Here is a 25,398-nt window from a genome sequence, read left to right as displayed (position 1 = left end):
TTTTAGAAAAACAGAATATTATTTCATAAAGCGAAATAAATCATTACAAGGAGTTGATATGTCAACATCACAATTAAACGGACTCGAATATCTAACCGCAATTAAAAATGGGGAAATTTCCAGTTCAGCCATGAGTGAAATTATTCCCATGCGTCTGATCTTGGTGCGCGAAAACTATGTGGAATATGAGGTGCGTCCTGATCAGCGCCATTATAATTTACAGGGTGGTATTCATGGCGGCTTTTGTGCAACGGTTCTAGATAGTGCCACTGGCGCTGCCGTGCATACGACAGTAGATGCAGGTGTCAGTTTCTCGACCATTGACCTGAATGTAAAAATGCTGAAAGCGATGAAAAGCGGCGAAACCTATACAGCTATTGGTGAAGTCATCCGGATCGGGCGTAATGTACTGACCTCAGAAGGCCGAATTATCGATAAAGAAGGTAAAGTTTATGCTTTTGGTTCAGCGACTTTATTAGTCACTGCCCGTAAGTAAATCATTACAGTGATGTAATCAATCCCTGCATGTGCAGGGATTTTTATTTTGAAAGAAAAATCCCAATAAAGAATGCCATGCATATCATAGATACATGGCATTAAGACTATGACTAAACTGTTATGCAGCTTCAGGGTTTTCAATCACCATCGCCAAGCCTTGACCCAGACCGATACACAGACTGATCACAGCATATTTTTTACCGGTACGCTGTAACTGACGTGCAACGGTTAAAGCCAAACGCGCACCCGAACAGCCCAGTGGATGACCAATGGCAATCGCACCACCATTTGGATTGACACGCGGGTCATCCAAAGCGACATCCAGACCTTTCAGGCAAGATAATACCTGACTGGCAAAGGCTTCATTAATCTCGATGACATCCATATCATCTAGCGTCAAACCAGCACGTTGTACTGCCTTTTTAATCGCTTCAATTGGGCCTGCACCCATGATGCGTGGCTCAATGCCAGCGGCTGCAGAAGACAGGATACGAGCTAAAGGTTTTAAGCCATACTGTTCCTGCACTTTTTCACTGCCGATAATCAGTGCTGCAGCGCCGTCATTGATACCTGATGCATTACCCGCTGTTACTACACCACCTTCGAAAAGCGGTTTTAACTTGGATAAAGCTTCAAATGTTGAAGATGCACGTGGATGCTCATCCTCAGTAATTTGTTTAGGCGGCAGTTTACGTCCTTGAGAAACTTCAATCGGGGTAATTTCACCTTCAAAGAAACCTGTTTCTTTCGCTGCCTGATATTTTGCCTGTGAAGCAGCAGCAAAGGTGTCAGCCTGTTCACGGCTAATACCGAATTCTTCAGCCACGTTATCACCTGTTTCAGGCATGCTGTGCGCGCCAAACTGATCCGTAAATTTACGGTTTGGGAAACGGGTACCAATCGTGGTGTCATAAATTTTGGCATCACGTGAATAAGCACTTTCTGCTTTGCCCATCACAAAAGGTGCGCGGGTCATACTTTCTACGCCACCGGCAATGTACAACTCGCCTTCGCCTGCAGTAATGGCACGTGCCGAATCAATCACAGCACCGAGACCTGATGCACATAAGCGGTTTACCGTCTGACCTGGAACTGTTACCGGCATACCTGCTAACAATGCTGCAAAACGTGCCACATTACGGCTGTCTTCACCGGCCTGATTGGTACTCCCAAAGATTACATCTTCTACATCTGCTGCCGGAATACCGGTTTTTTCCAGCAGGTTTTTAATGACTGTAGCTGCCAGATCATCTGGACGTACGCTTGCCAGATTTCCTGCATGGCGACCGATTGGTGAACGTAAACCATCATAAATATATGCATTTAACATGAGTGTTATTCCTTTAACTTTCTAATTAATGTGTTGTATGAACAAGTGGTAGACCAAGCTGAACGCGGCGACGCAACCAAGGACTTGGACGGTAACGCTGGTCACGGGTAATCGCAGTCATACGATCCAGAATTTTTAGAATTTTTTCAGCTCCCAGCACATCCCCCCATTCAATTGGACCATATGGATAGCCAAGGCCTAATTTCACCGCGATGTTGATATCTTCCACCGTTGCAACGCCTTGCTGGGCAATATCACAGCCGAGATTCACAATCATTGCCAAAGCACGTTGAGCCACAAAGCCGACGCTTTCCTGAATTACACTGGCGGTCACACCATCCAGATTGAAAATCGATTGGGCTGCTTTTACCAGCTCAGGTTGGGTGACAAAAGTTGGCATCAAGGTACGGTGTTTGTTCAGACCATATAGCAGATCGATACACACCACTTGCTGAGGTGCCAGCTGATAACGGACAGCGGCTGAAGTTGCATCTTCACCATAAGTGGCAATCAGGATTAAAGCCTCTGCTGAAGGTGTCTCAGTTTGCTCAATCTGGATATTGAACTGCTGCAGATATTGCTCAAGTGCCTGACGGTCTTCGTCATATTCGGTGCCTAGCCAGACTGATGGATATTGACTTAACTTTTCAACCAATGCTGGAGCAACATCACCTTCTTTGCTACCCGAAGTGTAATCATAGAAACCTTTACCGGTTTTACGACCTAACTGCTTGGCAATAAAACGCTGACGGGTAATCACGCTTGGACGGTAACGTGCTTCTTCATAATACTGATGATAAATCGATTCACTCACCGGGTGCGAGACATCCATACCGGTCAGATCACCTAATTCAAACGGCCCCATTTTGAAACCGATTCCGTCACGGTAGATCCTGTCAATATCATAAAATGGTGTGACATTTTCATTCAAAATTGCATAGGCTTCGCTACCAAAGGCACGGCCGGCATGGTTAATGATAAATCCTGGAGTATCTTTAGCTTTGACCGGACGATGACCCATTTTTGTAGAGAGCTGGGTTAATGCTTCAATAATATCAGCGCGGGTATTAAAGCCTTCAATCACTTCGACTACTTTCATGAGTGGGACCGGATTAAAGAAGTGATAACCGGCAACACGCTCTGGCTGACTGCAATTGGCAGCAATTGCACTGATCGACAATGAAGAGGTATTGGATGCCAGAATCGCTTCTGGTTTTATAATTCCTTCAAGCTGCTGCATCAGTTTTTGCTTGATTTCCAGATTTTCAATAATCGCTTCAACAATCAAGTCACAATCTTTCAGGTCTTCTAGCTGCTGCGCAGTCGACAGATGAGCAATATCTTCAGCGGCTTTTTCATGGCTGAATTTACCTTTATCTGCTAAGGTATTTAATGTTTTGGCCAGTTTGTCCTGTGCCTGTTCAGCTGCCCCTTCTTTGGCATCAAACAGTATCACATCATGACCAGACTGAATCGCGATCTGGGCAATACCTGCACCCATCGTGCCTACACCAATAATGCCGATTTTCTGAATCTGAATACTCATGCTTATCGTCCCTGATAATTCGGTTTACGTTTTTCAATAAAGGCCTGCATGCCTTCTTTTTGATCTTCGGATGAGAACAGCATCTGGAAAGACTTACGTTCCAGGGTAAGTCCGGCATTAAGCGGCACATCTTCAGCCAGTAAAGCCACTTCCTTGATTTGCTCCAAAGCAATTGGTGGCATTTTTGCCAGCCCTTCTGCCATCTTGATGGCAGTTGCAAGGGTTGCACTGTCTTCAGTCACCTGGGACACCAGACCAATTTGATAGGCTTCCGGTGCAGGTACCAAACAACCGGTCATGATCATGCGCATGGCATGGAATTTACCCACTGCACGGAATAAACGTTGCGTACCACCAGCACCCGGCATAACCCCCACTTTCACTTCAGGCTGACCAAACTGGGCGCTTTTCCCGGCAATAATAATATCTGCATGCATCGCCAGTTCACAGCCACCACCAAGTGCATAACCGTTTACAGCTGCAATCACCGGTTTTGAACACTGTGCAATCGCCTGCCAGTAACGTTCAGTGCGACGCTGCATCATTTGAATGGTTTCAGCATTGGCCAGTTCTTTTAGATCAGCTCCTGCTGCGAAATCTGTTTCACCACCGGTAAGAATAATGGCACGTACATTTTCATCGTCATTCAGTTGCAAAAAAACCGCCGCAAGTTTCTGGCGAACTTCTGTATTCAGGGCATTTTTCGCTTCTGGTCGATGAATTTTAACCATCGCTACATGTGCTGAAACTTGTTCTACTTGAACGACCTGTTCCATTAAAATCTCCATTTATTTTGTATAGCGAAATTTTATTTTATATAAAACTAAGGTTTCTCAAGCTATAAATCAAGGATTTTTAACTCCAGAATTCAAAAAAGTTATTTTTTACTAAAAATAGAGTAAAAACTCTTGTTTAGATGGTTATTTTGTGATTAATTGATTTCGCAATACGGAATTAAATATTTTAAATGCAATCTGATTATCCATTTAAATGAATAATCACCATAAGGCAGAACTTAAAATTAATTTACGAAATCAAATTTTCCAGCAATGAGATGATTTTGATTTAGCGTAATAAAGTGAAAAATCGAATGTAGCCTGATAATAAATACAGCGGCTGTAGCGTTCAGGAGCAAGTCTGTTAAATCAGGAAAACTATGTTTCCGTGAGGAAGAAAAATGGATTTAGCGGTAGCAGAGGAAATGCTACTTTTAATATATAGAGGATATAAGAATGACAAGCGATACCATCGTAACAGGAGACAATAAAACCGATGTCTCCTCCACGGATACCATCAAACAGGCGCCAAAACGTCTATGGATGACGGCTTTTGTCTTTGCTTTTCTGATTTTGCTCTGTGACGGTGCAGATATCGGGATTCTGGCTTTCAGCCTGACCAGTCTGAAAGCTGAATGGGGACTAACTTCTGTACAGGCGGGTGCTTTAGGAAGTTATTCTCTTTTGGGTATGGGGATAGGAGGTTTTATTGGTGGATGGGCATGCGACAAATTTGGACGTGTCCGCGTCATTGTACTGGCCACCATCGCCTTCTCGATCTTGTCAGCCTACTCAGGTTTTGCTCAGTCTTATACTGAATTTGCAATTTTACGTACTCTTTCTTGCTTGGGTTTAGGCTGTTTATATATTGCCTGTAATACCCTGATGTCAGAATACGTACCGACCAAATACCGTACTACTGTACTGGCAACATTGATGACTGGTTTCACTTTAGGTTCATTGGTGATTACCATGATTTCAGGCTGGATTATTCCTGAGTTCGGCTGGCGTATGCTGTACTGGATCACAATTGCTCCATTAGCTTTGGGTATCCTGATGCACTTTATGGTGCCAGAGCCAGAATCATGGAAACGTGTCCGTGAAATGAAAAGAACTGGTCAGATCGTGGATAACGATGCGAAAAAAGGCAATCCATATATCACCATTCTTAAAGACAAAACCCATGGCAGAATGTTTATCTTATGGTCATTCAGCTCTGGTTTCTTGCTATTCGGTTATTTCGGTGTAAGTAACTGGCTGCCAAGTTATCTTGAAGCTGAATTAGGCATCAAGTTTAAAGAAATGGCCCTGTATATGGTGGGTACGTTTGTCACCATGATTTTTGCCAAAATTATTGCAGGTTATGTTGCTGATAAAATTGGCCGCCGTATTGTATTTGCTTTCGGCACCATGGGAACGGCTCTGTTTATCCCTGTCGTGGTGTATATGCATAATGCCGATAACATTGGCGTACTGATGCTAATCTTCGGCTTCCTGTACGGTATTCCATATGCCATCAATGCAACCTATCTAACCGAAAGTTTCCCGACTGGTGTTCGTGGTACAGCGGTGGGTGGTGCATTCAATATTGGTCGTATCGGTGCAATCTTCGCTCCAATTACGATTGGTTATCTTGCGATGCATGGTTCGATTGGTACAGGTCTGTTGGTAATGGGTGCAGCATACTTCCTATGCGGTTTGATTCCTGCCCTGTTTATTAAAGACCGTTTATACGATCCGCAAAAAGCAGAATAAACCCCACTTCGGAAGGCAGGTCAAATCGCTGCCTTCCTCTTTCTCCAAATATTGACCATACGTATAGAAAGGTTTCCTTTCATTCAGAATTAAAAGTTTCTTCAGGGATTAAGAAATGAAAAAATTAGTTTTAGCAACATTATGCAGTATTGCTTCTGCACAGGCATTTTCAGCAGAAGCATCTGAAGACCGGATGCAGTTTTTAGAATCACAGTTAAAGCAAATCCAGGCTGAACTGGAACAACAAAAAGCAGCGCAACTCGCGCTAAAGACCCAGCAGGAAGAAGCCAAAGCCCAAGACTCTAAAACCCTGAGTTCAATGGTTGACAATGTCGATGTTTATGGTTTGATCCGCTTTGATGGTGCAGTCGATTTCAAAAGTACGACTGAAGCCCGTGGCCGAACTATTAACCAGATCAATAAAGTGCCTTTTACTGAACCGGATTCTGTACGTTCCGATTTTACTGCGGCTGCCAGCCGAATTGGTTTTCTAGCCAAAGATCTAGGTGGAAACCCGAATGTTTCTGCTCGTTTAGAAGCCGACTTCTGGACCAACAATGGTAAAGGCGATGGTGGATTACGTATCCGTCATGCACATTTAAAATATTATAACTGGACATTTGGTCAGGCCTGGTCATTGATGTCTACACCAGAGATTAGCACTGAAGCTGTCGATTACAGCTTGTTCCTGGGTGGATCAGTCTTACGTACCCCTCAGGTGAGCTATGCTTTCAAACTTGATCCGGAAAATACCTGGAATGTCGGTCTGGAATATATGGCCGGTGGCGATCGTTCTTCTGCCTTACCTGCTTTAACCACTAAATATGTTCATCAATCAGGCCCTCTTCATTTATTAGCTCAAGGCTTTGTCAATCAAAAGCAGGCACAGATTGCGAAAGGCGATATCGAGAAAGTTGGCTGGGGTGTGGGAGTTGGTGGACGTTACCGTTTAGATGATCAAAACTCGATTCAAGGTAACTATTTCCATATGGTCGGTGATCAGCGTATTGCAGCTTTCTTGACTCAAGGTTCAACAACTGATGGCGCTGCCTGGGGTGGAGATTATTCAGTCGATCCAATCAATAATGAACTTTTGCTCAATGAGTTCAATAGTATAAATATTGGCTTCACGCATAAATTTACGCCGAAACTACGTAGTAGTATTAATGCCAGCGTGGTTGATTTTGATGATTCTAGCGATTATGCCAAAGCCAATCCGGAAACCAATAAGCGCTTAACCGACTATGTGGCTAACGTGATCTATTCTCCTGTTCCAAAGATTAATTTGGGTGCAGAATATCATCATGGCAAGCGTGAAACCTTTGACAATAAGGAAGCAGATATTTCGCGTATCAACCTCTCTGCCAACTATAGTTTTTAAAGCCTCAGGAGACAAGGATGTCAGCCCAAGGGCAAATTTCACGCCGTTTCATGTTCATGATGGCAATGACCTGCGCACTCTGCGCAGGTTGTAACTATTTTAACCAGCCCCTGATTTATTCTATTGCAGAGGATCTGCAAATCAGTGTGGCTCAGTCTGGTTGGACTGTAGTACTGACCCAGATTGGCTATGCCACCGGATTATTTTTGTTTGTCCCTCTGGGTGATTTGTTTGAAAAACGGCTGTATATCTGTAGTTTGATGTTGTGTACCGGACTGGCGCTTATTGGGCTTTCAGCCAGTACCAATCTGCATATGTTGTATGGCTTTACCCTGCTCGCCTCTTTTTGTTCGATCACCACCCAGATTCTGATTCCCTTTGCCGCCAGCCTGTCGCAACGTGATAAAAGTGCCGAAGTCGTTGGCCTGCTCATGAGTGGTGTTCTGGTTGGTATTCTGTTTGCCCGTACCGTGGCCGGACTGATTTCTACTTTATGGTCCTGGCATGCGGTATACCTATTTAGTGGTTGTGCAATTCTTCTGCTAAGTCTGGCCATGTGGTTCCAGTTGCCGAGTGCCAAGAGCCAGTTACAGATGAATATATTGCAAATTTATCGCTCACTATTTACCTTTGCCCGAACAGAACCCATGTTGATCAGGCGTAGTATGATCGGCGGCTTGGGCTTTGGCATGCTGAGTATTATCTTTACTACCATGACTTTTATTCTGGCTGAAGCACCTTATCATTTTAACGATTTCCAGATTGGCCTCATGGGCATTGTGGGAGTGGTCGGCATCTGGTCCTCTCAGTGGACCGGTAAAATGATTGGCAGGCATCGGGAAAAATGGATTGCGCACCTAGCCACATGCGGACTGATTCTAGCCTGGATTCCCTTATTCTTTGCCCAGAATTATTTATGGATTTATATCCTGGGCTTGATTCTGGCTTATTTCGGAATTTCCTGTTTGCATGTCTTGAACCAGAATCTGGTCTATCGAATTTCAATGCAGGCTCGCTCGCGGATTAATGCCATCTATATGACCTGTTATTTTTCAGGTGCTGGTCTGGGAGCATTTTTATCGCTGCATTTATGGAAAAGCTATGGCTGGTCTGCCTGTGTCATTTTAGGTTTTATTTTTGCCCTATTGATCTTTGTAATTAACTATTATGATCTGAACCAAGAAAGAAATTTAGCCAATATTCAGCCTGAGCCCTAAATACTGTTAAAAACCATTGAGGGTTAAAAATCTTATTTTTATCCCGCTTTCTATGCTGAGCATACATTATAGAACTGATACGCTCATAAAGTAGGAAAATTCTTGAGGTCTGTTTCCCATTTCCTTCCTACCTGAAGAGCGGTTGAAAATATTGATATCTTAACTTTTTAGAGTTAATTCAATTTACTATTTTCCATTGCGAGATAAACAGGCTTCAATTCATTTAAAGGCGCGGGTTTTGCATAAAAGAAGCCCTGTAGCAGGTCACAGCCCTGTTGATAGAGCAAACTGGCCTGACTTAAGGTTTCGACACCTTCTGCAACAACTTCCAGATCCAGCTGATGTGCCAGATGAATAATGGATTGCACAATCGCAGCATCCTGACCATCGAGGGTCAGCTCTTCAATAAAACTACGGTCTAACTTGATTTGATTGATCGGCAAGCGGCGCAGATAACTGAGACTCGAATAACCTGTGCCAAAGTCATCAATGGCAACCTGTACACCTAAAGCACGCACCGCTTTCAAAATTTCTATGGTTCGATCTGCACCATTAATGATGACGCCTTCCGTAATTTCAATTTTAAGTAATTCCGGCGGTAATTGACTGAGTTCAAGCGCATGTTCAAGCACCTGCAAAAAGCCTGCTCTACGGAATTGCAAAGGAGAAATATTCACCGATACTGTGATCTGGCTATTATGCGTCTTGTTCCACTCGGCAATATCTAAACAGGCCTTTTCCAATACCCATTGACCTACGCTAATAATCTGCCCGGTTCTTTCTGCAAGCGGAATAAAAATCGCTGGGGAAATATAACCCTGCTGCGGATGGCACCAACGGATTAAAGCTTCTACACCTGTCACCAGCCCAGTTTCAGGATGAATCAGCGGCTGATAGAACAGGTCAAAATTTTCCTGATTGATCGCTTCCATGAGTTCCAGACGCAGATTCGTATAGTCTATTTCTGCGACAGGCTGCATTCTGGTTTTTTCATACCACTGCCACATATTACGACCTTGTCTTTTGGCTTCCTGCATCGCCAAAACAGACTGATAAATCAATTCAGAAGAATGATGAATTGAACTGTCATCTGCCACGATACCAATACTGGCACTTAAATGTATTTTGTACTGATCGACAATAAACAGCATGGAAAGAAGATCAAGAATTTCTCCGGCGATCGCCTCGACTTCAGTGTGCTCATCTGTCCCTGAGAGCAGTAAAATAAATTCATCTTCAGCGAAGCGGCATAGCACATTATTGCCTTGAACAAATTTTTGCAGCCGCTCGCCTACAATTTTGAGAATCTGGTCACCCACCAGATGACCTAAGCTGTCATTGATATTTTTAAAATCATCCAGATCTATATACAGCAAGACTAAAGGTTGTGAGCTCTCGTGCTGTGCTTCAAAAATATTTTCCAGAATCTGTTTGAATGCATACTGGTTCGGTAAACCGGTTAAATGGTCATGGGTATGCTGATGCTGAATATATTCTTCGTGAATACGTTGCTGAGTAATATCTTCCTGAATCCCCAAAAAATGGGTGCAGGTTCCTGTCTGGTCAAAAATAGGACCTATGGTTAAACGATTCCAGAACCAGCTACCATCTTTACAGTAACTTTTTATAGTCACCTGAATTTCTTTTTGTTCTTTGACCGCTTGCTTGAGTAATGCAATCTGATCCGGATCAGTATCTGGACCCTGTAAGAAAAAGCAGCTTTGCCCTAGTACTTCTGCTGCCGTATAACCGGTGAGCTTTAGAAAAGCTGGATTCACATACACCATTAGCCTTTCTTCAGAGACATCGGTAATAAAAAGACTATTCGGACTAGCCTCTACCCCACGTTTTAATAATCGTAGAGACTCCTTGTTTTCACGCGATACAGTAATATCTCGGGCAATGCCAATAATACCGGTGACTTTCTGATTTTGAATAATCGGTAAATTGGTCAGATCCAGCCATAAGATATCGCCTGCAACATTATAAATTGGAAGTTCATAATGTTGAGATTTACCTTGCGCTGCTTCTGAAAATGAAACATTCGCAAGTTCATGGAATTCGGGCGGTATGAAGGCACAATAGTGCTGACCATGAATTTGCGCTTTAGAAAAACCTGTAATTTCTTCGCAAGCAATATTGGTATTAAGCACATGTCCCTGCAGGTCAAGTTCAAAAATAATATCTGGATGATAGGTATAAAATGAGCTGTATTTTTCATTAAGCTCATGTCTTTTTTGACGTTCCTGATCAAGCTCGATTGCGAGGGCAACTAATTTTGCCGCTTGCTGTAAAAGCTGAATATGATGTTCAGTCGGTATTTTCGGTGTTCGATAATAAGTGGCAAACGTTCCGTACAAAATATCTGAAGCATTAATAATCGGCATAGACCAGCAGCTAGACAATTTTTCTGCATTTACCAAAGCACGGTAAGACTGCCAGTTTGGGTCTTTCATTAAATTCGGACTAATGACCAACTGACGTAAGAAAGCAGCTACGCCACACGATCCTTGATTTGGCCCAATTTTCAAATCTTGAATAGCATTACAGTACTCTTTTGAAAAGTGCTGTTTGCCACTTATAACATTTAAAGTTTGGGTGTCATCTTGATAGAGCATAATGGTGACAAGCGCATCTGGAATGCGCGATTCAAGCCACTGGCTAATGACATCGAGGATAGGCTTAAGTTCAGTATGGCGACCAATCAGATTAAAAATATGAAAAATTTCTTGATCATCACAATTATTATTCATTCAGACTATCATCTTCCTTAGCTTGTTAACATTTTAGACTTATTATTAAAATAATCATTAGCAAAAGTTTGTATTTATATCTTTAAAATACGGAAATATGGTCAATATTACGTGTATTTGATAATAATTCTAAAATTTAAAAATCACAGCCGAAGCTGTGATCTAAAACTATACTTTTACTTAATCAGAATATTGCGGACTTATTTTTAGGCTGCTTGTTGACGACTGTCCACTAATTTACAGCCTGTCTGCTGTTGTAATTCTTCAAAGCTTAAGCCATCCACTATTTCAATAACCTGAGCTTGTCGGTCTTTTAATTCAATCACACACAAATCAGTATAAATACGGTTGACACAATGTTTACCTGTTAGAGGATAAGTCAGTTCTTCAACAATTTTTGCCTCACCGTTTTTGGTCACATGTTCCATGCAAACATAGACACAGCGAGCACCCACTGCCAGATCCATCGCACCGCCTACAGCAGGTACAGCATCAGCATTACCGGTATGCCAGTTCGCCAGATCACCATTAATAGCCACCTGAAAAGCACCCATGATACAGATATCCAGATGCCCGCCTCGCATGATATCGAAAGAGTCCGCAGAATTCATAAAACTGCCACCTTGCAACATGCTTACGAGTTCTTTACCGGCGTTAATCAGGTCATCATCTGCCTGTTCGGGATCACTCAATGCAGCAAAACCTAAAACGCCATTTTCCGAGTGCAGAATTACTCCTTGTTCAGGTTTTAAATAACCAGCTACGCGTGTCGGCAAACCAATACCCAAATTTACAAAAGAGCCAGTTGGAATGTCTTGTGCAACTTTGGCCACAATCTGTTCACGTGTACGTTTTTGAATATTCATTATTTAATATCTCCAACTTTGACCACATGCTGTACAAAAATCCCTGGCGTTACGATGATCTCTGGATCAAGCTCCCCCAGTTCCACAACTTGATGGACTTGTGCAATGGTGGTTTTTGCTGCTTTGGCCATGATCGGACCAAAATTCCGTGCTGCCTTACGGTAGGTTAAGTTGCCCCACTGATCTGCCTGATTGGCATACACAAAGGCATAATCAGCATGAATCGGATATTCCAGCACATAGTTTTTTCCATTAATATTTCGGGTTTCTTTACCTTCAGCAATTTTGGTACCAAAACCGGTTGGAGTAAAAACAGCCCCTAAGCCAGCACCGGCTGCCTGAATACGACAGGCCAGATTGCCTTGTGGCACCAGTTCCAGCTCAACTTTTCCTGCCTTGTACAGGTCTTCAAAGACGGTTGAGTTATTGGCCCGCGGGAATGAACAGATCATTTTTTTAACCAGTCCAGACAACAGCAGATTGGTTAACCCACGATCTCCGGAAGCAGCATTGTTGTTAATAATAGTCAAGTCTTTAGGACCAAGATCAATTAATGCTTCGATTAATTCTACCGGCTGACCTGCCAGGCCAAAACCACTAGTCATAATGTGTGCACCATCGGGAATTTGCTTGAGTACTGTCTCGATATCCTGTGTGATTTTATTCATCATATTGCTTCCTAGCATGTTCTATCTATATTGCAATTGCAGATTAATCTGCCTTTTGCGGATCAAATAAGCGGTCTTTAATAAAGAAAGCGGGAATTAGACCGCAAAGAAAATAGGCAATGCCCATAATCAGTAAGCCCGTACCAATTGAGCCTCCTTGAGCAAAATAGCCAATAGTAAGAGGTGCAAATACAGCACCCAGTCGGCCCACGTTATAGGCACCGCCCACGGCTGTTCCACGTACTTTGGTGGAGAAGCTTTCTGTCATGTAAGTCGCATTAATACCGTATGGAATACCATAGAGAAAACCGAAAAATAACATCAGCCAGAGGATGTTATCCGGCGTATTACCAAAGACAATCACAGGGATAAAAATTGCAGTACCCATGGTACCAAAAGCAAATACCGCACGACGGCCAATCCGGTCAGCGATGAAACCGGCAATAACTTTGGTACACATCATGATCAGGAAAGTCCCGATCATATACATGGTCATTTCTTTAAACTTGATTCCCAGATCAGTCTCTAAATAGGCCGGTAGCCAGTTACTGACTCCATAATAGCCAAACTGTAAAAATGCGGTACTGAAGGACCAGAGGATAAACATGCGACGGCTGAGTGCATCTTCAAAAATCATTTTAAAAGTATTTTTTGGTTTTTCCTGAACAATACCACTGGCTTTTGCATCCAGGCGGGCCTGACGTGCTTCTAACCAAGCTTTCGGTTCAGGCACCAAGAAGTACATCGCGAAGGCCAGTACAATTGGAATAATGGCAATATAATAGAGGTATCGCCAGCCAAATTCAGGCAATAGCCATCCAGCCAGAACAGTTGCGACCACCGAGCCTAAAGTCCAGCCAGTCATGAGCGTTGCCAATACTGTAGAGCGATATTTGGTGGGTACATACTCTGCCATGAGTGTATTACAGGCAATATATAGAGCACCTAGTCCAATCGCAGACGTAAAGCGCAGCCATTTGAACTGATCATAACTTTCCACGAATCCCAGCCAGAAGGTTAATGAAGAAAATAATGCGATGGCGATGACGATCACACGAACCCGGCCAAAACGGTCACATGCCCACCCGCCAAAAAAACCGCCGATAGCCATGCCTGCAAGTGTCCAGCTTCCTAAAGCACCGGCCTGCATATTACTTAATGAAAACTCTTGTTTCAGACTGGTCAGACTGTATGCTAATAATGCAATATCAGCACCATCAACCAGTAATGCCAAAAATGAGAAGATAAAGGCCAGAATCCAGACTTTTTGCTTGGGTTCGTTTCCATCTTCCACTGGGTGTCGTTGTGAACTGATCGTATCCATAATGCTCTTTCTACTTTTCGGCACTCCTGTGCCTTTTTAAAACGTATATTTCACTTAATTATTTAGTTGAAATATAGAATATTTACTGATCATTACCACGCTTGAACAAGGTGGTATGAAGATGATTTTCAAAGTTCTTAATAAATTTTCTCTGCAGAAATCACGTAGCAATACATTGAAAGATGTGATTAAGCACAATTCTTAAACCCGTAAAACAATCTAGCCAGCAATGCTGGCTAGAAGTTGATGTCAGATTTAGTTGCAAAAGGCTGCGATTCCGGTTTGTGCACGACCTAAAATCAAGGCATGTACATCATGGGTACCTTCATAGGTATTTACCACTTCCAGATTAACCAGATGACGGGCCACACCGAATTCATCAGAAATCCCGTTACCGCCCATCATGTCACGGGCCAAACGGGCAATATCCAGTGCCTTGCCACAGTTATTACGCTTAATTAAAGATGTACCTTCAACTGAAGCAATGCCCTCATCTTTCATGCGGCCAAAACGTAAAGCCACCTGTAAGCCAAGGGCAATTTCAGTTTGCATGTCTGCCAGTTTTTTCTGGATCAGCTGATTCGCAGCGAGTGGTCGGCCAAACTGTTTACGGTCCATGGTGTACTGATGTGCGGTATGCCAGCAGAATTCTGCAGCTCCCATGGCACCCCATGCAATCCCGTAACGCGCACTGTTCAAGCAGGTAAAAGGCCCTTTTAAACCACGCACTTCCGGAAATGCATTTTCTTCCGGAACAAAGACGTTATCCATCACAATTTCACCGGTGATTGAGGCACGTAAACCCACTTTACCGTGAATCGCTGGAGCAGAAAGCCCTTCCCAGCCTTTTTCTAAAATAAAGCCACGAATGTCACCGACATTACCTTCGGCAGAAACTTCTTTGGCCCAAACTACAAATACATCGGCAATCGGACTATTGGTAATCCACATTTTTGCGCCAGTTAAACGGTAACCACCCTCGACTTTTTTAGCACGGCTAATCATGCTGCCCGGATCCGAACCATGATCCGGCTCGGTCAAGCCGAAGCAACCAATATATTCACCGGTTGCTAATTTTGGTAAATACTTCTGCTTTTGCTCTTCAGAACCAAATTCATTAATTGGCACCATCACCAGAGAGCTTTGTACGCTGGCCATTGAGCGATAACCTGAATCGACACGTTCAACTTCACGAGCAATCAGACCATAACTGACATAATTTAAACCTGCACCACCGTACTGTTCAGGAATAGTTGGGCCTAGCAGACCAAGTTCACCCATCTCACGGAAAATAGCCGGATCGGTTTTTTCATGGCGGAACTGTTCCAGTACACGCGGCATCAGTTTGTCTTGACAGTACGCTGCCGCTGCATCGCGGATCATACGCTCTTCTGACGTCAGTTGCTGTTCGATTAAAAACGGGTCTTGCCAATCAAATCTAATTTTTGTCGTCATTTTAATATTTCCTTATTTTAAAATTATGAGATTAGGCGGTTGCTTGTTTAATCATTTCACGCGCAATAATAATTTGCTGGATTTGTGTGGTTCCTTCATATAAACGGAACAGACGCACATCACGGTAGAAACGTTCAATTGAATATTCACTGATATAACCCGCTCCACCATGAATCTGCAAACAGCGATCAGCTACTCGACCACACATTTCAGTTGCAAACATTTTGGCACAAGAGGCTTCAGTCGTAACATTTTGGCCAGCATCACGCAGACGTGCAGCATCCAGCACCATACATTTGGCTGCATAAATCTCGGCTTTGGAGTCTGCCAACATACCTTGAATTAGCTGGAAATTCGCAATGGGCTGACCAAACTGTTTGCGTTCCACTGCATAGTTAAGTGCGTCTTCTAGCATGCGCTCAGCCATGCCGACGCTATAACCGGCAATGTGCAGACGGCCCTTATCCAGAACGCGCATTGCTGTTTTAAAGCCGATCCCTTCTACACCGCCAATCAGCTGATCTTTATGTACTTTACAGTTATCAAAAATTACATCACAGGTATAGGAACCATGTTGGCCCATTTTTTTGTCAATTTTCCCTAGGCTTAAACCAAGTGTGCCTGCTTCGACTAGAAATGCTGAAATACCGCTCGCACCTTTAATCTCTTGATTGGTACGTGCCATCACGGTAAATGTCGTGGCACGTGGTGCATTGGTGATAAAGCGTTTAGTTCCGTTTAAAATATAATAATCGCCGTCTTTGACTGCACTGGTTTTTAAAGCAGCAGCGTCTGAGCCGGAATCCGGTTCGGTCAAACAGAATGAACCAATAATTTCGCCCGTTGCATAACGCGGTAAATATTTCTGTTTTTGTTCTTCTGTACCGTCGATAATGATGCCACTTGAGCCAATGCCGTTGTTAGTACCAATTAAAGAGCGGAATGCAGCTGATGTATGACCTAACTCCATCGCGACCAGAATTTCTTCTTCCATGGTAATGCCTAAACCACCATATTCTTCTGGAATCGTCAGGCCAAACAAGCCCAGCTCTTTCATCTGTTCCACAATATGTTCAGGAATGGCGTTGTTCTCTTCTACTTCATGCTCAAGAGGCACCAGTTCATTTTTTACAAAATCGCGAATCGTTGACAGAAGTTGGTCTAGCATTTCCGGATCACGAATCATATGAATCTCCATGGATATAATTTAGGTAAATTCCTTTACCCTTATTTTTGTTTCGTATTACGAAATAAATAATCATATAAAATCATTTTGAGCAAGTGAAATTATTAAAAATTTTATATTTTAACTAAAAAATGAAATTTTTCTGGTATTCCAGTTGATTTGTGTTTAATATTTAATTTCACGATACGAAATATTTTGATGAGTGATTATTCTATTTATCAGTTTTTTTTGAATAGATAATTAAACCTTTTTTCTTGCTGTAATATTTATCGATCACTGACTCTTTCGGAGAAATCGAAACTTTTTAAATATATTGGCTACGTGTTAAACCTAAAAAACTAGATGATTTTATATTGTCTTCAAAGTTGGGTAACAGGATTCTTTTCGACCACAAATAATTTCGGCACTTTTTCCTATATTTTATCTTTTGTAGAAGTGTTTTATTTTGTATCGTGAAATTATGTTGCTATCATATTCATTAATTTAACTTTAATTGCCCTGACCATGACAAAAAATAAAACTGGTGAAATTCCCAACTTTGATGAAATCCGTTTAGATCCGATTTCACATATTCATAGAGAAAATAATCCTCAATTTATTGCGTCTATTGCGCGTGGATTGGAAATCTTACGTTGCTTTTCAGCGACCAATCAATTGCTTGGCAATCAGGAAATTGCACAATTAACCAACTTACCCAAGCCAACTGTGGCCCGTATTACCAGCACCCTGGTTTCTTTAGGTTATTTAAAACAACTACCGAATACCACGAAATATCTGTTGGATGTTGGGGTATTGGCTTTAGGCTATGCAGCTTTGAGTAATATTTCTGCACGTACTCAGGCCTATCCATTTATGGAAGAAATGTCACGCTATTCCCAAGCCCCTGTGGCAATGGCTACCCGTGACCGTCTCAGCATGATTTATCTGGAAGTAGTACATACAGAATCGACACTGACTATGCGCCGCCCTGTCGGTTCGACTTTACCGATTCATAGTAGTGCCATGGGACGTGCCTGTCTGGCAGCGATGGATGTAAAGGAACGCGAATATTTATTTGACGCGATCAAGAAAAGAAACGAAGATCAATGGCCAACCATCAAGCGTAATCTGGAACGTGCAATCCGTGATTATCAGGATTATGGCTATTGTCTGTCTTTAGGTGACTGGGCAAAAGATGTGAATTCCGTGGCAGTTCCGTTGGTTCACCCCAAACATGGGATATTAACGTTTAACTGTGGTGCCCCAAGTTATCTGTTAAATCAGGAAAAACTGGAAAATGAAATTGGACCGCGTCTGATTCACATGGTGAATAATATTGCAATGAATCTCAATAACATATAAAAAAATTAATTATCAGAGCGACATTAAGTCGCTCTTTTTATTGAATACCCAATCTACACATCTTCTTCCTTTATCCAGAATTCTCAGCAAACCTTTTTAATGCTGCGAAATAGATAAGATTTAAAAAAGATAAAGTCCTATTTCAAATAAAAAGATCAAAAATAAGCTTCATAACCGATTTAGATAATGCTATAAATATCGTATAGCGAAATTGGATTTTATATTATGGAAGATATAACAAGAGAATCGATGGAGTTTGACGTCGTCATCGTAGGCGCAGGCCCTGCGGGTCTTTCTGCTGCGATCAAAATCCGTCAACTTGCAATTGAAAACAACTTAAACGATTTGTCCGTTTGTGTCGTAGAAAAAGGCTCCGAAGTCGGTGCGCATATTCTGTCTGGTGCTGTGCTTGAACCGCGTGCCATGAACGAGCTGTTTCCGGACTGGAAAGAACAGGGTGCCCCGCTGAATGTCCCGGTGACTGAAGATAAAACCTTCTTCCTGCTGTCAGATGAAAAATCACAGGAAGCACCGCACTGGATGGTGCCTAAAACCATGCATAACGATGGCAACTATGTCATTTCACTGGGCAATGTGGTGCGCTGGTTAGGCCAGAAAGCGGAAGAACTGGAAGTGTCGATCTTTCCGGGCTTTGCCGCGTCTGAAATTCTGTATCATGCCGATGGTACAGTCAAAGGCATCCAAACCGGTGATATGGGTATTGGTAAAGATGGCGAACCAACGCATAACTTTACCCCGGGTTATGAACTGCATGCCAAATACACGATTTTTGCTGAAGGCTGCCGTGGTCACCTCGGTAAGCGTTTAATCCAGAAATTCAACCTGGACAAGGATGCGGATCCGCAACATTACGGTATTGGCATTAAAGAGTTGTGGGAAATCGATCCGGCTAAACACAAACCGGGTCTGGTCATGCATGGTGCCGGCTGGCCGCTTTCTGAAACCGGTTCTTCAGGCGGCTGGTGGCTGTACCACGCTGAAAACAACCAGGTGACCTTGGGCATGATCGTGGATCTGTCCTACACCAACCCGCATATGTATCCATTCATGGAAATGCAGCGCTGGAAAACCCATCCTTTAATCAAGCAGTATCTGGAAGGTGGCAAGCGCATTTCTTATGGTGCCCGTGCCGTGACCAAAGGTGGTTTTAACTCGCTACCAAAATTCACCTTCCCGGGCGGTTCTTTAATTGGGGATGATGCCGGCTTCCTGAACTTTGCCAAAATCAAGGGCTCACACACTGCAATGAAATCCGGCATGCTCTGCGGTGAAGCGGTATTTGAGGCCATTGCTGCCGGTGTAGAAAAAGGCGGTGATCTGGCGGTAGCACGTGTAGTGGAAGGCGAAGATTTCTTTGTGAAAGAACTCACCGCATATACCGACAAGTTCAACAACAGTTGGTTAAAAGAAGAGCTGTATAACTCGCGTAACTTTGGCCCGGCAATGCACAAGTTCGGTCAATGGATCGGTGGTGCATTTAACTTTATCGACCAGAACGTGTTTAAAGTGCCGTTCACCCTGCACGATCTGGTTCAAGATCATGCTGCGTTAAAAACCCAGGCAGCTGAAAGTTTCAAGCCGACCTATCCAAAACCGGATGGCAAGCTGACCTTTGACCGTCTGTCTTCAGTGTTTGTATCGAATACGGTCCATGAAGAAAACCAGCCAGCGCATTTGAAACTGACTGATCCATCCATCCCGGTTGAAGTGAATCTGCCGACATGGGACGAGCCTGCACAGCGTTACTGCCCGGCGGGTGTGTATGAAATTATGGAAAATAATGACGGTTCCAAGCGTTTCCAGATCAATGCAGCCAACTGTGTGCACTGCAAGACCTGTGATATCAAGGATCCGTCACAGAACATCACCTGGGTGACACCGGAAGGTGGTGGTGGTCCGAATTACCCTAATATGTAAGGTAATTCCTGTGAAGGAGAAAAATACATCTATTTCTCACATTCACATACCCAATCTTGAAGCAGTTAGTATTAACACTTCACTTTAATTTTTTAGGTAATCCCAGTTCCCTCGGGAGCTGGAATTAATAAGCTAGAATAGAAATAATAGAAAAGATTGCATATAGGGTCAGAGATAAAAATGGCCTATTCGAAACCGAGTAAGCCATCTTTAAGATTTAAAACAAATAACGAAAATTTTTAGTCATTCATCTATGGATTATTGCTGAGCCACAAACTTGGCACGCGCTGCATGCAATTTCTTATAGCTGTCAATCAGGCGTAAATGACGGTCCAGTCCTTCAAGCTGCATATTGGTTTCGGTCAAACCATAGAAACGAACTGTGCCTTCGATTGAACCTAGAACGGCATCCATACGGGCATCACCAAACATACGACGGAAGTTGTGTTCATAATCTTCCAGTTCCATTTCATTATCCAGAATGACTTCCAGAACGACATTCATGCACTGGTAGAACAGGCCACGTTCAACGGTATTGGTATTGAACTGCAGGAACTGCTCAACCAGATCTTTGGCTTCTTCAAATTGCTGTAAAGCTACATAAATCAGAAGTTTCAGTTCCAGAATCGTCAGTTGGCCCCATTCAGTATTTTCATCGAACTCGATACCGATCAAGGTTTTGATTTCGGTATAGTCATCCTCATCTGCTTCTTCCAGACGCTCAACCAATGCTTCCAATTGTTCATCATCCAGACGGTGCAGATTCAGGATATCTTCACGATATAACAAAGCCTTGTTGGTATTGTCCCAAACCAGATCTTCTACCAGATAAATTTCCGAATAGCCCGGTACCAGAATACGGCAAGCTGTTGCACCTAGATGCTGATACACCGCCATATAAACTTCATGGCCCATGTCTTCCAGAATTGTGAATAATTCCTGAGCTTCATCCGCATTCGAGTTTTGACCGTTATTAGTGAAATCCCACTCGACAAAATCATAATCTGATTTCGCGCTGAAGAAACGCCAAGACACCACACCGCTTGAGTCAATAAAATGTTCGACGAAGTTATTCGGTTCAGTTACTGCATTGCTGCTAAAAGTTGGTTTTGGCAGATCATTCAGACCTTCAAAACTACGGCCTTGTAAAAGTTCAGTCAGACTGCGTTCTAATGCTACTTCAAAGTTAGGATGGGCACCGAATGAGGCAAATACACCGCCGGTACGCGGGTTCATCAAGGTAACGCACATGACCGGGAACTGACCGCCTAGTGAAGCATCTTTGACCAGAACCGGGAAGCCCTGTTCTTCCAGACCTTTAATGCCTTCAACAATTTTTGGATATTTTGCCAGAACATGTTCAGGCACATCCGGTAGTGCCAGTTCACCTTCCAGAATTTCACGTTTTACCGCACGCTCAAAAATTTCAGACAGACATTGTACTTGCGCTTCAGCCAAGGTATTCCCGGCGCTCATCCCGTTACTTAAGTAAAGGTTTTCGATTAGATTTGATGGGAAATAAACGGTTTCACCATCAGATTGACGTACAAATGGCAGTGAGCAGATGCCACGTGCTTTATTACCAGAGTTGGTATCATAAAGATGGATACCCAATAATTCATCTTCAGGATCATAAATTTCACGGGTATGTTCATCTAAAACTTCTGCAGGTAGTTCGCCATTCGGACCTGGCTGGAACCATTTTTCATCTGGATAATGCACAAATTCGGCATTGGCAATATCCTCACCCCAGAACTGGTCGTTATAGAAGAAGTTACAGTTCAGACGCTCAATAAATTCACCCAAAGCAGATGCCAGCGCACTTTCTTTGGTCGAACCTTTACCGTTGGTAAAGCACATTGGCGACTGCGCATCACGAATATGCAATGACCAGACATTCGGCACGATATTACGCCAAGACGCAATTTCAATCTTCATGCCGAGGCCTGCCAGAATGGCAGACATATTGGCAATGGTTTCTTCCAGCGGCAGGTCTTTACCTGGAATGAAAGTCGTATGATCAGAAGCCAGACTTGGCATCAATAAAGCTTGAGCATCCGCATCAATGCTTTCCACTTCTTCAATGACAAATTCAGGACCGGTTTGAATTACTTTCTTGACAGTACAACGATCAATCGAACGTAAAATCCCTTGGCGGTCTTTTTCAGAAATATCAGCCGGCAGTTCCACCTGAATTTTAAAAATCTGTTTATAGCGGTTTTCAGGATCAACAATATTGTTTTGCGAAAGGCGGATATTATCAGTCGGAATGTCACGTGCTGCGCAATAGACTTTGACAAAATAAGCCGCACAAAGTGCTGATGACGCCAGAAAATAATCGAATGGGCCGGGTGCCGAACCATCGCCTTTATAGCGGATCGGCTGATCGGCAATCACCGTGAAGTCATCGAACTTGGCTTCCTGGCGAAGATTATCGAGATAATTGACCTTAATTTCCATGTGGATACCTAAATATTCTTATGTGCCGTCACGGACAGATAAGATGCTGAATCTGAATATACAAGCCGGTTCACGGAGGAGAACTTGAATGAAAAATAGAAAATGGTCAGGTTATACCATTTGACGAAGTGTCTGGATAACGCTGCCGAGAATGGGCGCTATTATAGAATTATTTTATGAAATTGATAATATTTGTCTGAAATTCTGGCAGATTAAACCAGATCCTCAGTCTTTCCTGAGCTGCCGGAGCATGAATCAACTTCAAGTCATGGCTTATACTATTAATCAAAGTTGCAGATAAGGCAGATTTTCACCCGCCTAGTCTGAATGATTTCATAATTTTAAAAATCATAACTCAGTGCAAATACTGCAAGATTACGCTGCTTGTCATCATAGCGGTCATAACCGCCAAAGATATATTCACCTGACACACTCAACTGCGGTAAAAGCGCATAACTGAGTCCGGCAGAAGCATAACGAAAGGCAAACTGCTTTTCGGTATCGCCCAGTTCACCGCCCTCATATTTGCCTTCATCGTTAAAATAGCTTCCTGCTGCTGTAATGCTGGCATTGAGACGATCATTCAACTGATGGTTCAGGTTAAGCGTATAAAAAGTATCGCCCTGATTGGCATAAGCCACATCATACAGATAGGTCGATACGCTGGCGCCGATACTGGTTTGATCATTCAACGCACGACTTACATTTAAGCCTAACTCATTTCCAGTGGTGTTCTCACCGCCCGGATAATAATAGGTCGCATTCCATAAATCCCAGTCATAATTTTCGCTGCTATAGGTATAACCCAGCAGAAAATCATGCTCGAATTTGTCTGAACGATGTCCCGGACGCCCCTGCACTTCTGCATAAGAGTATCCAAGCGTAGATCCCCAATATCCAACATAAAAATTGCCATAAGCCAGATTCAATGCAGCCTGTACAGCAAGGTCGTCATTTTCAGGTGCATTGGTCAAACCACGGGAGACGTACTTGGAGACCACACTCAAGTTTCCGCTTGCTTCTATTTTTTTTACTTCCGCATCATCAGCATAACAGTAAAAACTTGAAACAGCAGCACAGCCAAACAGCACTGTTTGATTGAATATTTTCATAAAATATAAATTGTATTAAGCAAAGCCGGAGATAAAACGAAAGCAGTCGAGATTTTATCTCCGTTTTGGGGAAAAAATTGAAATTCGTTTTACTCCTGCTTTACTAGACGACAGGAATAAAACCATGATTTAAGCGCGAGGCGCCTTGTAAAAAGGTGCAGATGAAGGCGCAAGAGGAGGTTTGCCACGAATATGGTCTGCCAGTTTTTCAGCGATCATAATCGTAGTTGCATTGAGGTTGCCGGTAATGATCAAAGGCATTATCGAGGCATCAATCACACGCAGACCCTGCATTTCATGTACGCGTCCATAACCATCGACAACCGCCATGTCATCCTCACCCATTTTACAGCTACACGATGGATGATACGCGGTTTCTGCATGATTACGAACAAATTCATCAATTTCAGCATCTGTTTGTAGATGTTTTCCCGGACTGATTTCTTCACCACGATAGGGATCCAATGCCGGCTGATGCATAATTTCCCGGGTAATGCGGATGGCATCGCGGAATTCGCGCCAGTCCTGTTCAGTACTCATATAGTTGAACAGAATACTTGGATGTTCAAACGGATCTTTGGATTTCAGGCGAACCCGACCACGAGATGGTGAACGCATGGAACCGACATGAGCCTGGAAGCCGTGTTCATGAATAGCATTGGTCCCATTATAGTTAATCGCCACTGGCAGGAAGTGATACTGGATGTTTGGCCATTCAAACTCATCCGAAGAACGGATAAAGCCACCCGCTTCAAACTGGTTGCTGGCACCAATGCCTTTACCCAGGAATAACCATTCTGCGCCAATCATGGGCTGGTTATACCATTTTAATGCTGGGTATAAGCTGACCGGTTTTTTGCACTTATATTGTAAGTACATTTCCAGATGGTCTTGCAGGTTTTCACCCACACCCGGCAGGTCCTGAACCACCGGAATATCCAGACTTTTTAACAGTTCGGCCGGACCTACACCGGAGCGTTGCAGGATTTGCGGCGAGGCAATTGCACCTGCACATAGCAATACTTCACGGTCTGCAAAGACCTGAATCGGCTGTAAGGTATTTTGTCCTTCAAAATATTCCACACCAATCGCCTGATTACGATTAAACAGAATACGGTTGGTCATGGCGTGGGTAATAATCGTGAGATTATCCCGGCCTTTGGCTATATCGAGATAACCACGTGCTGTACTGGAACGACGGCCTTGCGGCGTTACAGTACGGTCCATCGGCCCGAAACCTTCCTGCTGATAGCCATTCAGGTCATCAGTACGTGGATAACCGGCTTGAACCCCAGCTTCGACCATGGCATGAAACAGCTCATTATTACCATTCTTAGGCGTTGCGACTGAAACCGGGCCTGAATCGCCATGATAGTCATTGCCGCCAATATCGCGGGTTTCAGCTTTTTTGTAATAGGGTAGACACTGCGCATAGTTCCAGTGTTCCAGACCTTTAAGGCTGGCCCACTGTTCCAGATCCATAGCATTACCACGGATATAGCACATGCCATTAATCAGTGAAGATCCGCCCAGACCTTTACCACGGCCGCATTCCATACGGCGATTGTTCATGTGGGGTTCTGGATCGGTCAGATAGGCCCAGTTATAACGGCGTCCTTGTAAAGGATAAGCTAAAGCAGCCGGCATCTGGGTTCTAAAATCCAGACGATAGTCCGGGCCACCTGCCTCAAGTAATAGCACCTTAGTATCTGGATCTTCAGTTAAACGCGCTGCCAGAACATTACCCGCAGAGCCCGCACCGATAATAATATAGTCGTAATTCATCAAATCC

The 25,398-nt window shown here is 43.3% G+C and carries 18 protein-coding genes; 6 read left to right on the top strand and 12 right to left on the bottom strand.

Annotated features, from left to right (window positions below):
* Nucleotides 1–58: 58 nt before the first annotated feature.
* Nucleotides 59–496, top strand: coding sequence for a PaaI family thioesterase (locus F894_RS04675; protein ID WP_005246335.1), 438 nt, complete (start codon nt 59–61; stop codon nt 494–496).
* Between the two features lie 120 nt (nt 497–616).
* Here F894_RS04675 and F894_RS04670 read toward each other — a convergent pair whose 3' ends face one another.
* From F894_RS04670 to F894_RS04660, 3 genes are read right to left on the bottom strand one after another with little or no spacing between them, the layout of a single operon-like run.
* Nucleotides 617–1,828, bottom strand: coding sequence for a 3-oxoadipyl-CoA thiolase (locus F894_RS04670; protein ID WP_005246334.1), 1,212 nt, complete (start codon nt 1,826–1,828; stop codon nt 617–619).
* A gap of 25 nt (nt 1,829–1,853) precedes the next feature.
* Nucleotides 1,854–3,374: a 3-hydroxyacyl-CoA dehydrogenase gene (locus tag F894_RS04665; RefSeq protein WP_005246332.1), complete on the bottom strand. Its 1,521-nt coding sequence runs from the start codon at nt 3,372–3,374 to the stop codon at nt 1,854–1,856.
* A gap of 2 nt (nt 3,375–3,376) precedes the next feature.
* Complete coding sequence (locus F894_RS04660) at nt 3,377–4,150, bottom strand: enoyl-CoA hydratase (RefSeq protein ID WP_005246330.1); 774 nt, start codon at nt 4,148–4,150, stop codon at nt 3,377–3,379.
* Nucleotides 4,151–4,606: 456 nt separating this feature from the next.
* Between F894_RS04660 and F894_RS04655 the strand changes: the two genes are divergently transcribed.
* The 3 genes from F894_RS04655 to F894_RS04645 all read left to right on the top strand — a co-directional run bounded on the left by F894_RS04655 (nt 4,607) and on the right by F894_RS04645 (nt 8,503).
* Nucleotides 4,607–5,905 (top strand): MFS transporter, encoded by a 1,299-nt coding sequence (locus F894_RS04655; protein WP_005100333.1) that lies wholly within the window; start codon nt 4,607–4,609, stop codon nt 5,903–5,905.
* A 115-nt stretch (nt 5,906–6,020) separates the two neighbouring features.
* Nucleotides 6,021–7,286: a DcaP family trimeric outer membrane transporter gene (locus F894_RS04650; protein ID WP_005246328.1), complete on the top strand. Its 1,266-nt coding sequence runs from the start codon at nt 6,021–6,023 to the stop codon at nt 7,284–7,286.
* 17 nt (nt 7,287–7,303) lie between these two features.
* Complete coding sequence (locus tag F894_RS04645) at nt 7,304–8,503, top strand: MFS transporter (RefSeq protein WP_005246326.1); 1,200 nt, start codon at nt 7,304–7,306, stop codon at nt 8,501–8,503.
* 173 nt (nt 8,504–8,676) lie between these two features.
* Here F894_RS04645 and F894_RS04640 read toward each other — a convergent pair whose 3' ends face one another.
* From F894_RS04640 to F894_RS04615, 6 genes are all read right to left on the bottom strand, one after another.
* The gene (locus tag F894_RS04640; protein WP_005246324.1) at nt 8,677–11,256 is read right to left on the bottom strand and encodes a bifunctional diguanylate cyclase/phosphodiesterase; all 2,580 of its coding nucleotides are present in this window, start codon (nt 11,254–11,256) and stop codon (nt 8,677–8,679) included.
* Between the two features lie 206 nt (nt 11,257–11,462).
* A complete protein-coding gene (locus F894_RS04635; RefSeq protein WP_005100324.1) occupies nt 11,463–12,122 on the bottom strand; it encodes a 3-oxoacid CoA-transferase subunit B in 660 nt (219 codons plus the stop codon).
* The gene (locus tag F894_RS04630; protein WP_005246322.1) at nt 12,122–12,793 is read right to left on the bottom strand and encodes a 3-oxoacid CoA-transferase subunit A; all 672 of its coding nucleotides are present in this window, start codon (nt 12,791–12,793) and stop codon (nt 12,122–12,124) included. The genes F894_RS04635 and F894_RS04630 overlap by 1 nt, the downstream gene beginning before the upstream one ends.
* A gap of 40 nt (nt 12,794–12,833) precedes the next feature.
* Complete coding sequence (locus tag F894_RS04625) at nt 12,834–14,114, bottom strand: MFS transporter (protein WP_005246321.1); 1,281 nt, start codon at nt 14,112–14,114, stop codon at nt 12,834–12,836.
* 255 nt (nt 14,115–14,369) lie between these two features.
* Nucleotides 14,370–15,569: an acyl-CoA dehydrogenase gene (locus F894_RS04620; RefSeq protein WP_005246320.1), complete on the bottom strand. Its 1,200-nt coding sequence runs from the start codon at nt 15,567–15,569 to the stop codon at nt 14,370–14,372.
* 31 nt (nt 15,570–15,600) lie between these two features.
* Complete coding sequence (locus F894_RS04615; protein ID WP_004730987.1) at nt 15,601–16,755, bottom strand: acyl-CoA dehydrogenase family protein; 1,155 nt, start codon at nt 16,753–16,755, stop codon at nt 15,601–15,603.
* Nucleotides 16,756–17,259: 504 nt separating this feature from the next.
* On the opposite strand from F894_RS04615, the gene F894_RS04610 reads away from it, so the two are divergent.
* On the top strand, nt 17,260–18,096 hold the full coding sequence (locus F894_RS04610; protein WP_004280319.1) for an IclR family transcriptional regulator: 837 nt from the start codon (nt 17,260–17,262) through the stop codon (nt 18,094–18,096).
* A 225-nt stretch (nt 18,097–18,321) separates the two neighbouring features.
* On the top strand, nt 18,322–20,034 hold the full coding sequence (locus F894_RS04605; RefSeq protein WP_005246319.1) for an electron transfer flavoprotein-ubiquinone oxidoreductase: 1,713 nt from the start codon (nt 18,322–18,324) through the stop codon (nt 20,032–20,034).
* Nucleotides 20,035–20,292: 258 nt separating this feature from the next.
* Here F894_RS04605 and F894_RS04600 read toward each other — a convergent pair whose 3' ends face one another.
* From F894_RS04600 to betA, 3 genes are all read right to left on the bottom strand, one after another.
* Nucleotides 20,293–22,494 carry an OsmC domain/YcaO domain-containing protein gene (locus F894_RS04600; protein WP_005246318.1) on the bottom strand — a complete coding sequence of 734 codons (2,202 nt, stop codon included), beginning with the start codon at nt 22,492–22,494 and terminating at the stop codon, nt 20,293–20,295.
* A 341-nt stretch (nt 22,495–22,835) separates the two neighbouring features.
* Nucleotides 22,836–23,606 (bottom strand): TorF family putative porin, encoded by a 771-nt coding sequence (locus tag F894_RS04595; protein WP_005246317.1) that lies wholly within the window; start codon nt 23,604–23,606, stop codon nt 22,836–22,838.
* A gap of 129 nt (nt 23,607–23,735) precedes the next feature.
* Complete coding sequence (gene betA, locus F894_RS04590; protein ID WP_005246316.1) at nt 23,736–25,391, bottom strand: choline dehydrogenase; 1,656 nt, start codon at nt 25,389–25,391, stop codon at nt 23,736–23,738.
* Nucleotides 25,392–25,398 lie beyond the last annotated feature (7 nt).

Source organism: Acinetobacter sp. CIP 51.11 (genome assembly GCF_000369665.1).
Classification (GTDB): Bacteria; Pseudomonadota; Gammaproteobacteria; order Pseudomonadales; family Moraxellaceae; genus Acinetobacter; species Acinetobacter lwoffii_S.
This window is presented reverse-complemented; position numbering and strand designations above follow the sequence as displayed.

Excerpts from the sequence above, each read along its gene's own strand:
- F894_RS04615 (WP_004730987.1), bottom strand. The coding sequence starts at position 16,755 with ATGATTCGTGATCCGGAAATGCTAGACCAACTTCTGTCAACGATTCGC.
- F894_RS04630 (WP_005246322.1), bottom strand. The coding sequence starts at position 12,793 with ATGATGAATAAAATCACACAGGATATCGAGACAGTACTCAAGCAAATT.
- F894_RS04670 (WP_005246334.1), bottom strand. The coding sequence starts at position 1,828 with ATGTTAAATGCATATATTTATGATGGTTTACGTTCACCAATCGGTCGC.
- F894_RS04595 (WP_005246317.1), bottom strand. The coding sequence starts at position 23,606 with ATGAAAATATTCAATCAAACAGTGCTGTTTGGCTGTGCTGCTGTTTCA.
- F894_RS04645 (WP_005246326.1), top strand. The coding sequence starts at position 7,304 with ATGTCAGCCCAAGGGCAAATTTCACGCCGTTTCATGTTCATGATGGCA.
- F894_RS04655 (WP_005100333.1), top strand. The coding sequence starts at position 4,607 with ATGACAAGCGATACCATCGTAACAGGAGACAATAAAACCGATGTCTCC.
- F894_RS04660 (WP_005246330.1), bottom strand. The coding sequence starts at position 4,150 with ATGGAACAGGTCGTTCAAGTAGAACAAGTTTCAGCACATGTAGCGATG.
- betA (WP_005246316.1), bottom strand. The coding sequence starts at position 25,391 with ATGAATTACGACTATATTATTATCGGTGCGGGCTCTGCGGGTAATGTT.
- F894_RS04640 (WP_005246324.1), bottom strand. The coding sequence starts at position 11,256 with ATGAATAATAATTGTGATGATCAAGAAATTTTTCATATTTTTAATCTG.
- F894_RS04665 (WP_005246332.1), bottom strand. The coding sequence starts at position 3,374 with ATGAGTATTCAGATTCAGAAAATCGGCATTATTGGTGTAGGCACGATG.
- F894_RS04600 (WP_005246318.1), bottom strand. The coding sequence starts at position 22,494 with ATGGAAATTAAGGTCAATTATCTCGATAATCTTCGCCAGGAAGCCAAG.
- F894_RS04675 (WP_005246335.1), top strand. The coding sequence starts at position 59 with ATGTCAACATCACAATTAAACGGACTCGAATATCTAACCGCAATTAAA.
- F894_RS04635 (WP_005100324.1), bottom strand. The coding sequence starts at position 12,122 with ATGAATATTCAAAAACGTACACGTGAACAGATTGTGGCCAAAGTTGCA.
- F894_RS04650 (WP_005246328.1), top strand. The coding sequence starts at position 6,021 with ATGAAAAAATTAGTTTTAGCAACATTATGCAGTATTGCTTCTGCACAG.
- F894_RS04605 (WP_005246319.1), top strand. The coding sequence starts at position 18,322 with ATGGAAGATATAACAAGAGAATCGATGGAGTTTGACGTCGTCATCGTA.
- F894_RS04625 (WP_005246321.1), bottom strand. The coding sequence starts at position 14,114 with ATGGATACGATCAGTTCACAACGACACCCAGTGGAAGATGGAAACGAA.
- F894_RS04610 (WP_004280319.1), top strand. The coding sequence starts at position 17,260 with ATGACAAAAAATAAAACTGGTGAAATTCCCAACTTTGATGAAATCCGT.
- F894_RS04620 (WP_005246320.1), bottom strand. The coding sequence starts at position 15,569 with ATGACGACAAAAATTAGATTTGATTGGCAAGACCCGTTTTTAATCGAA.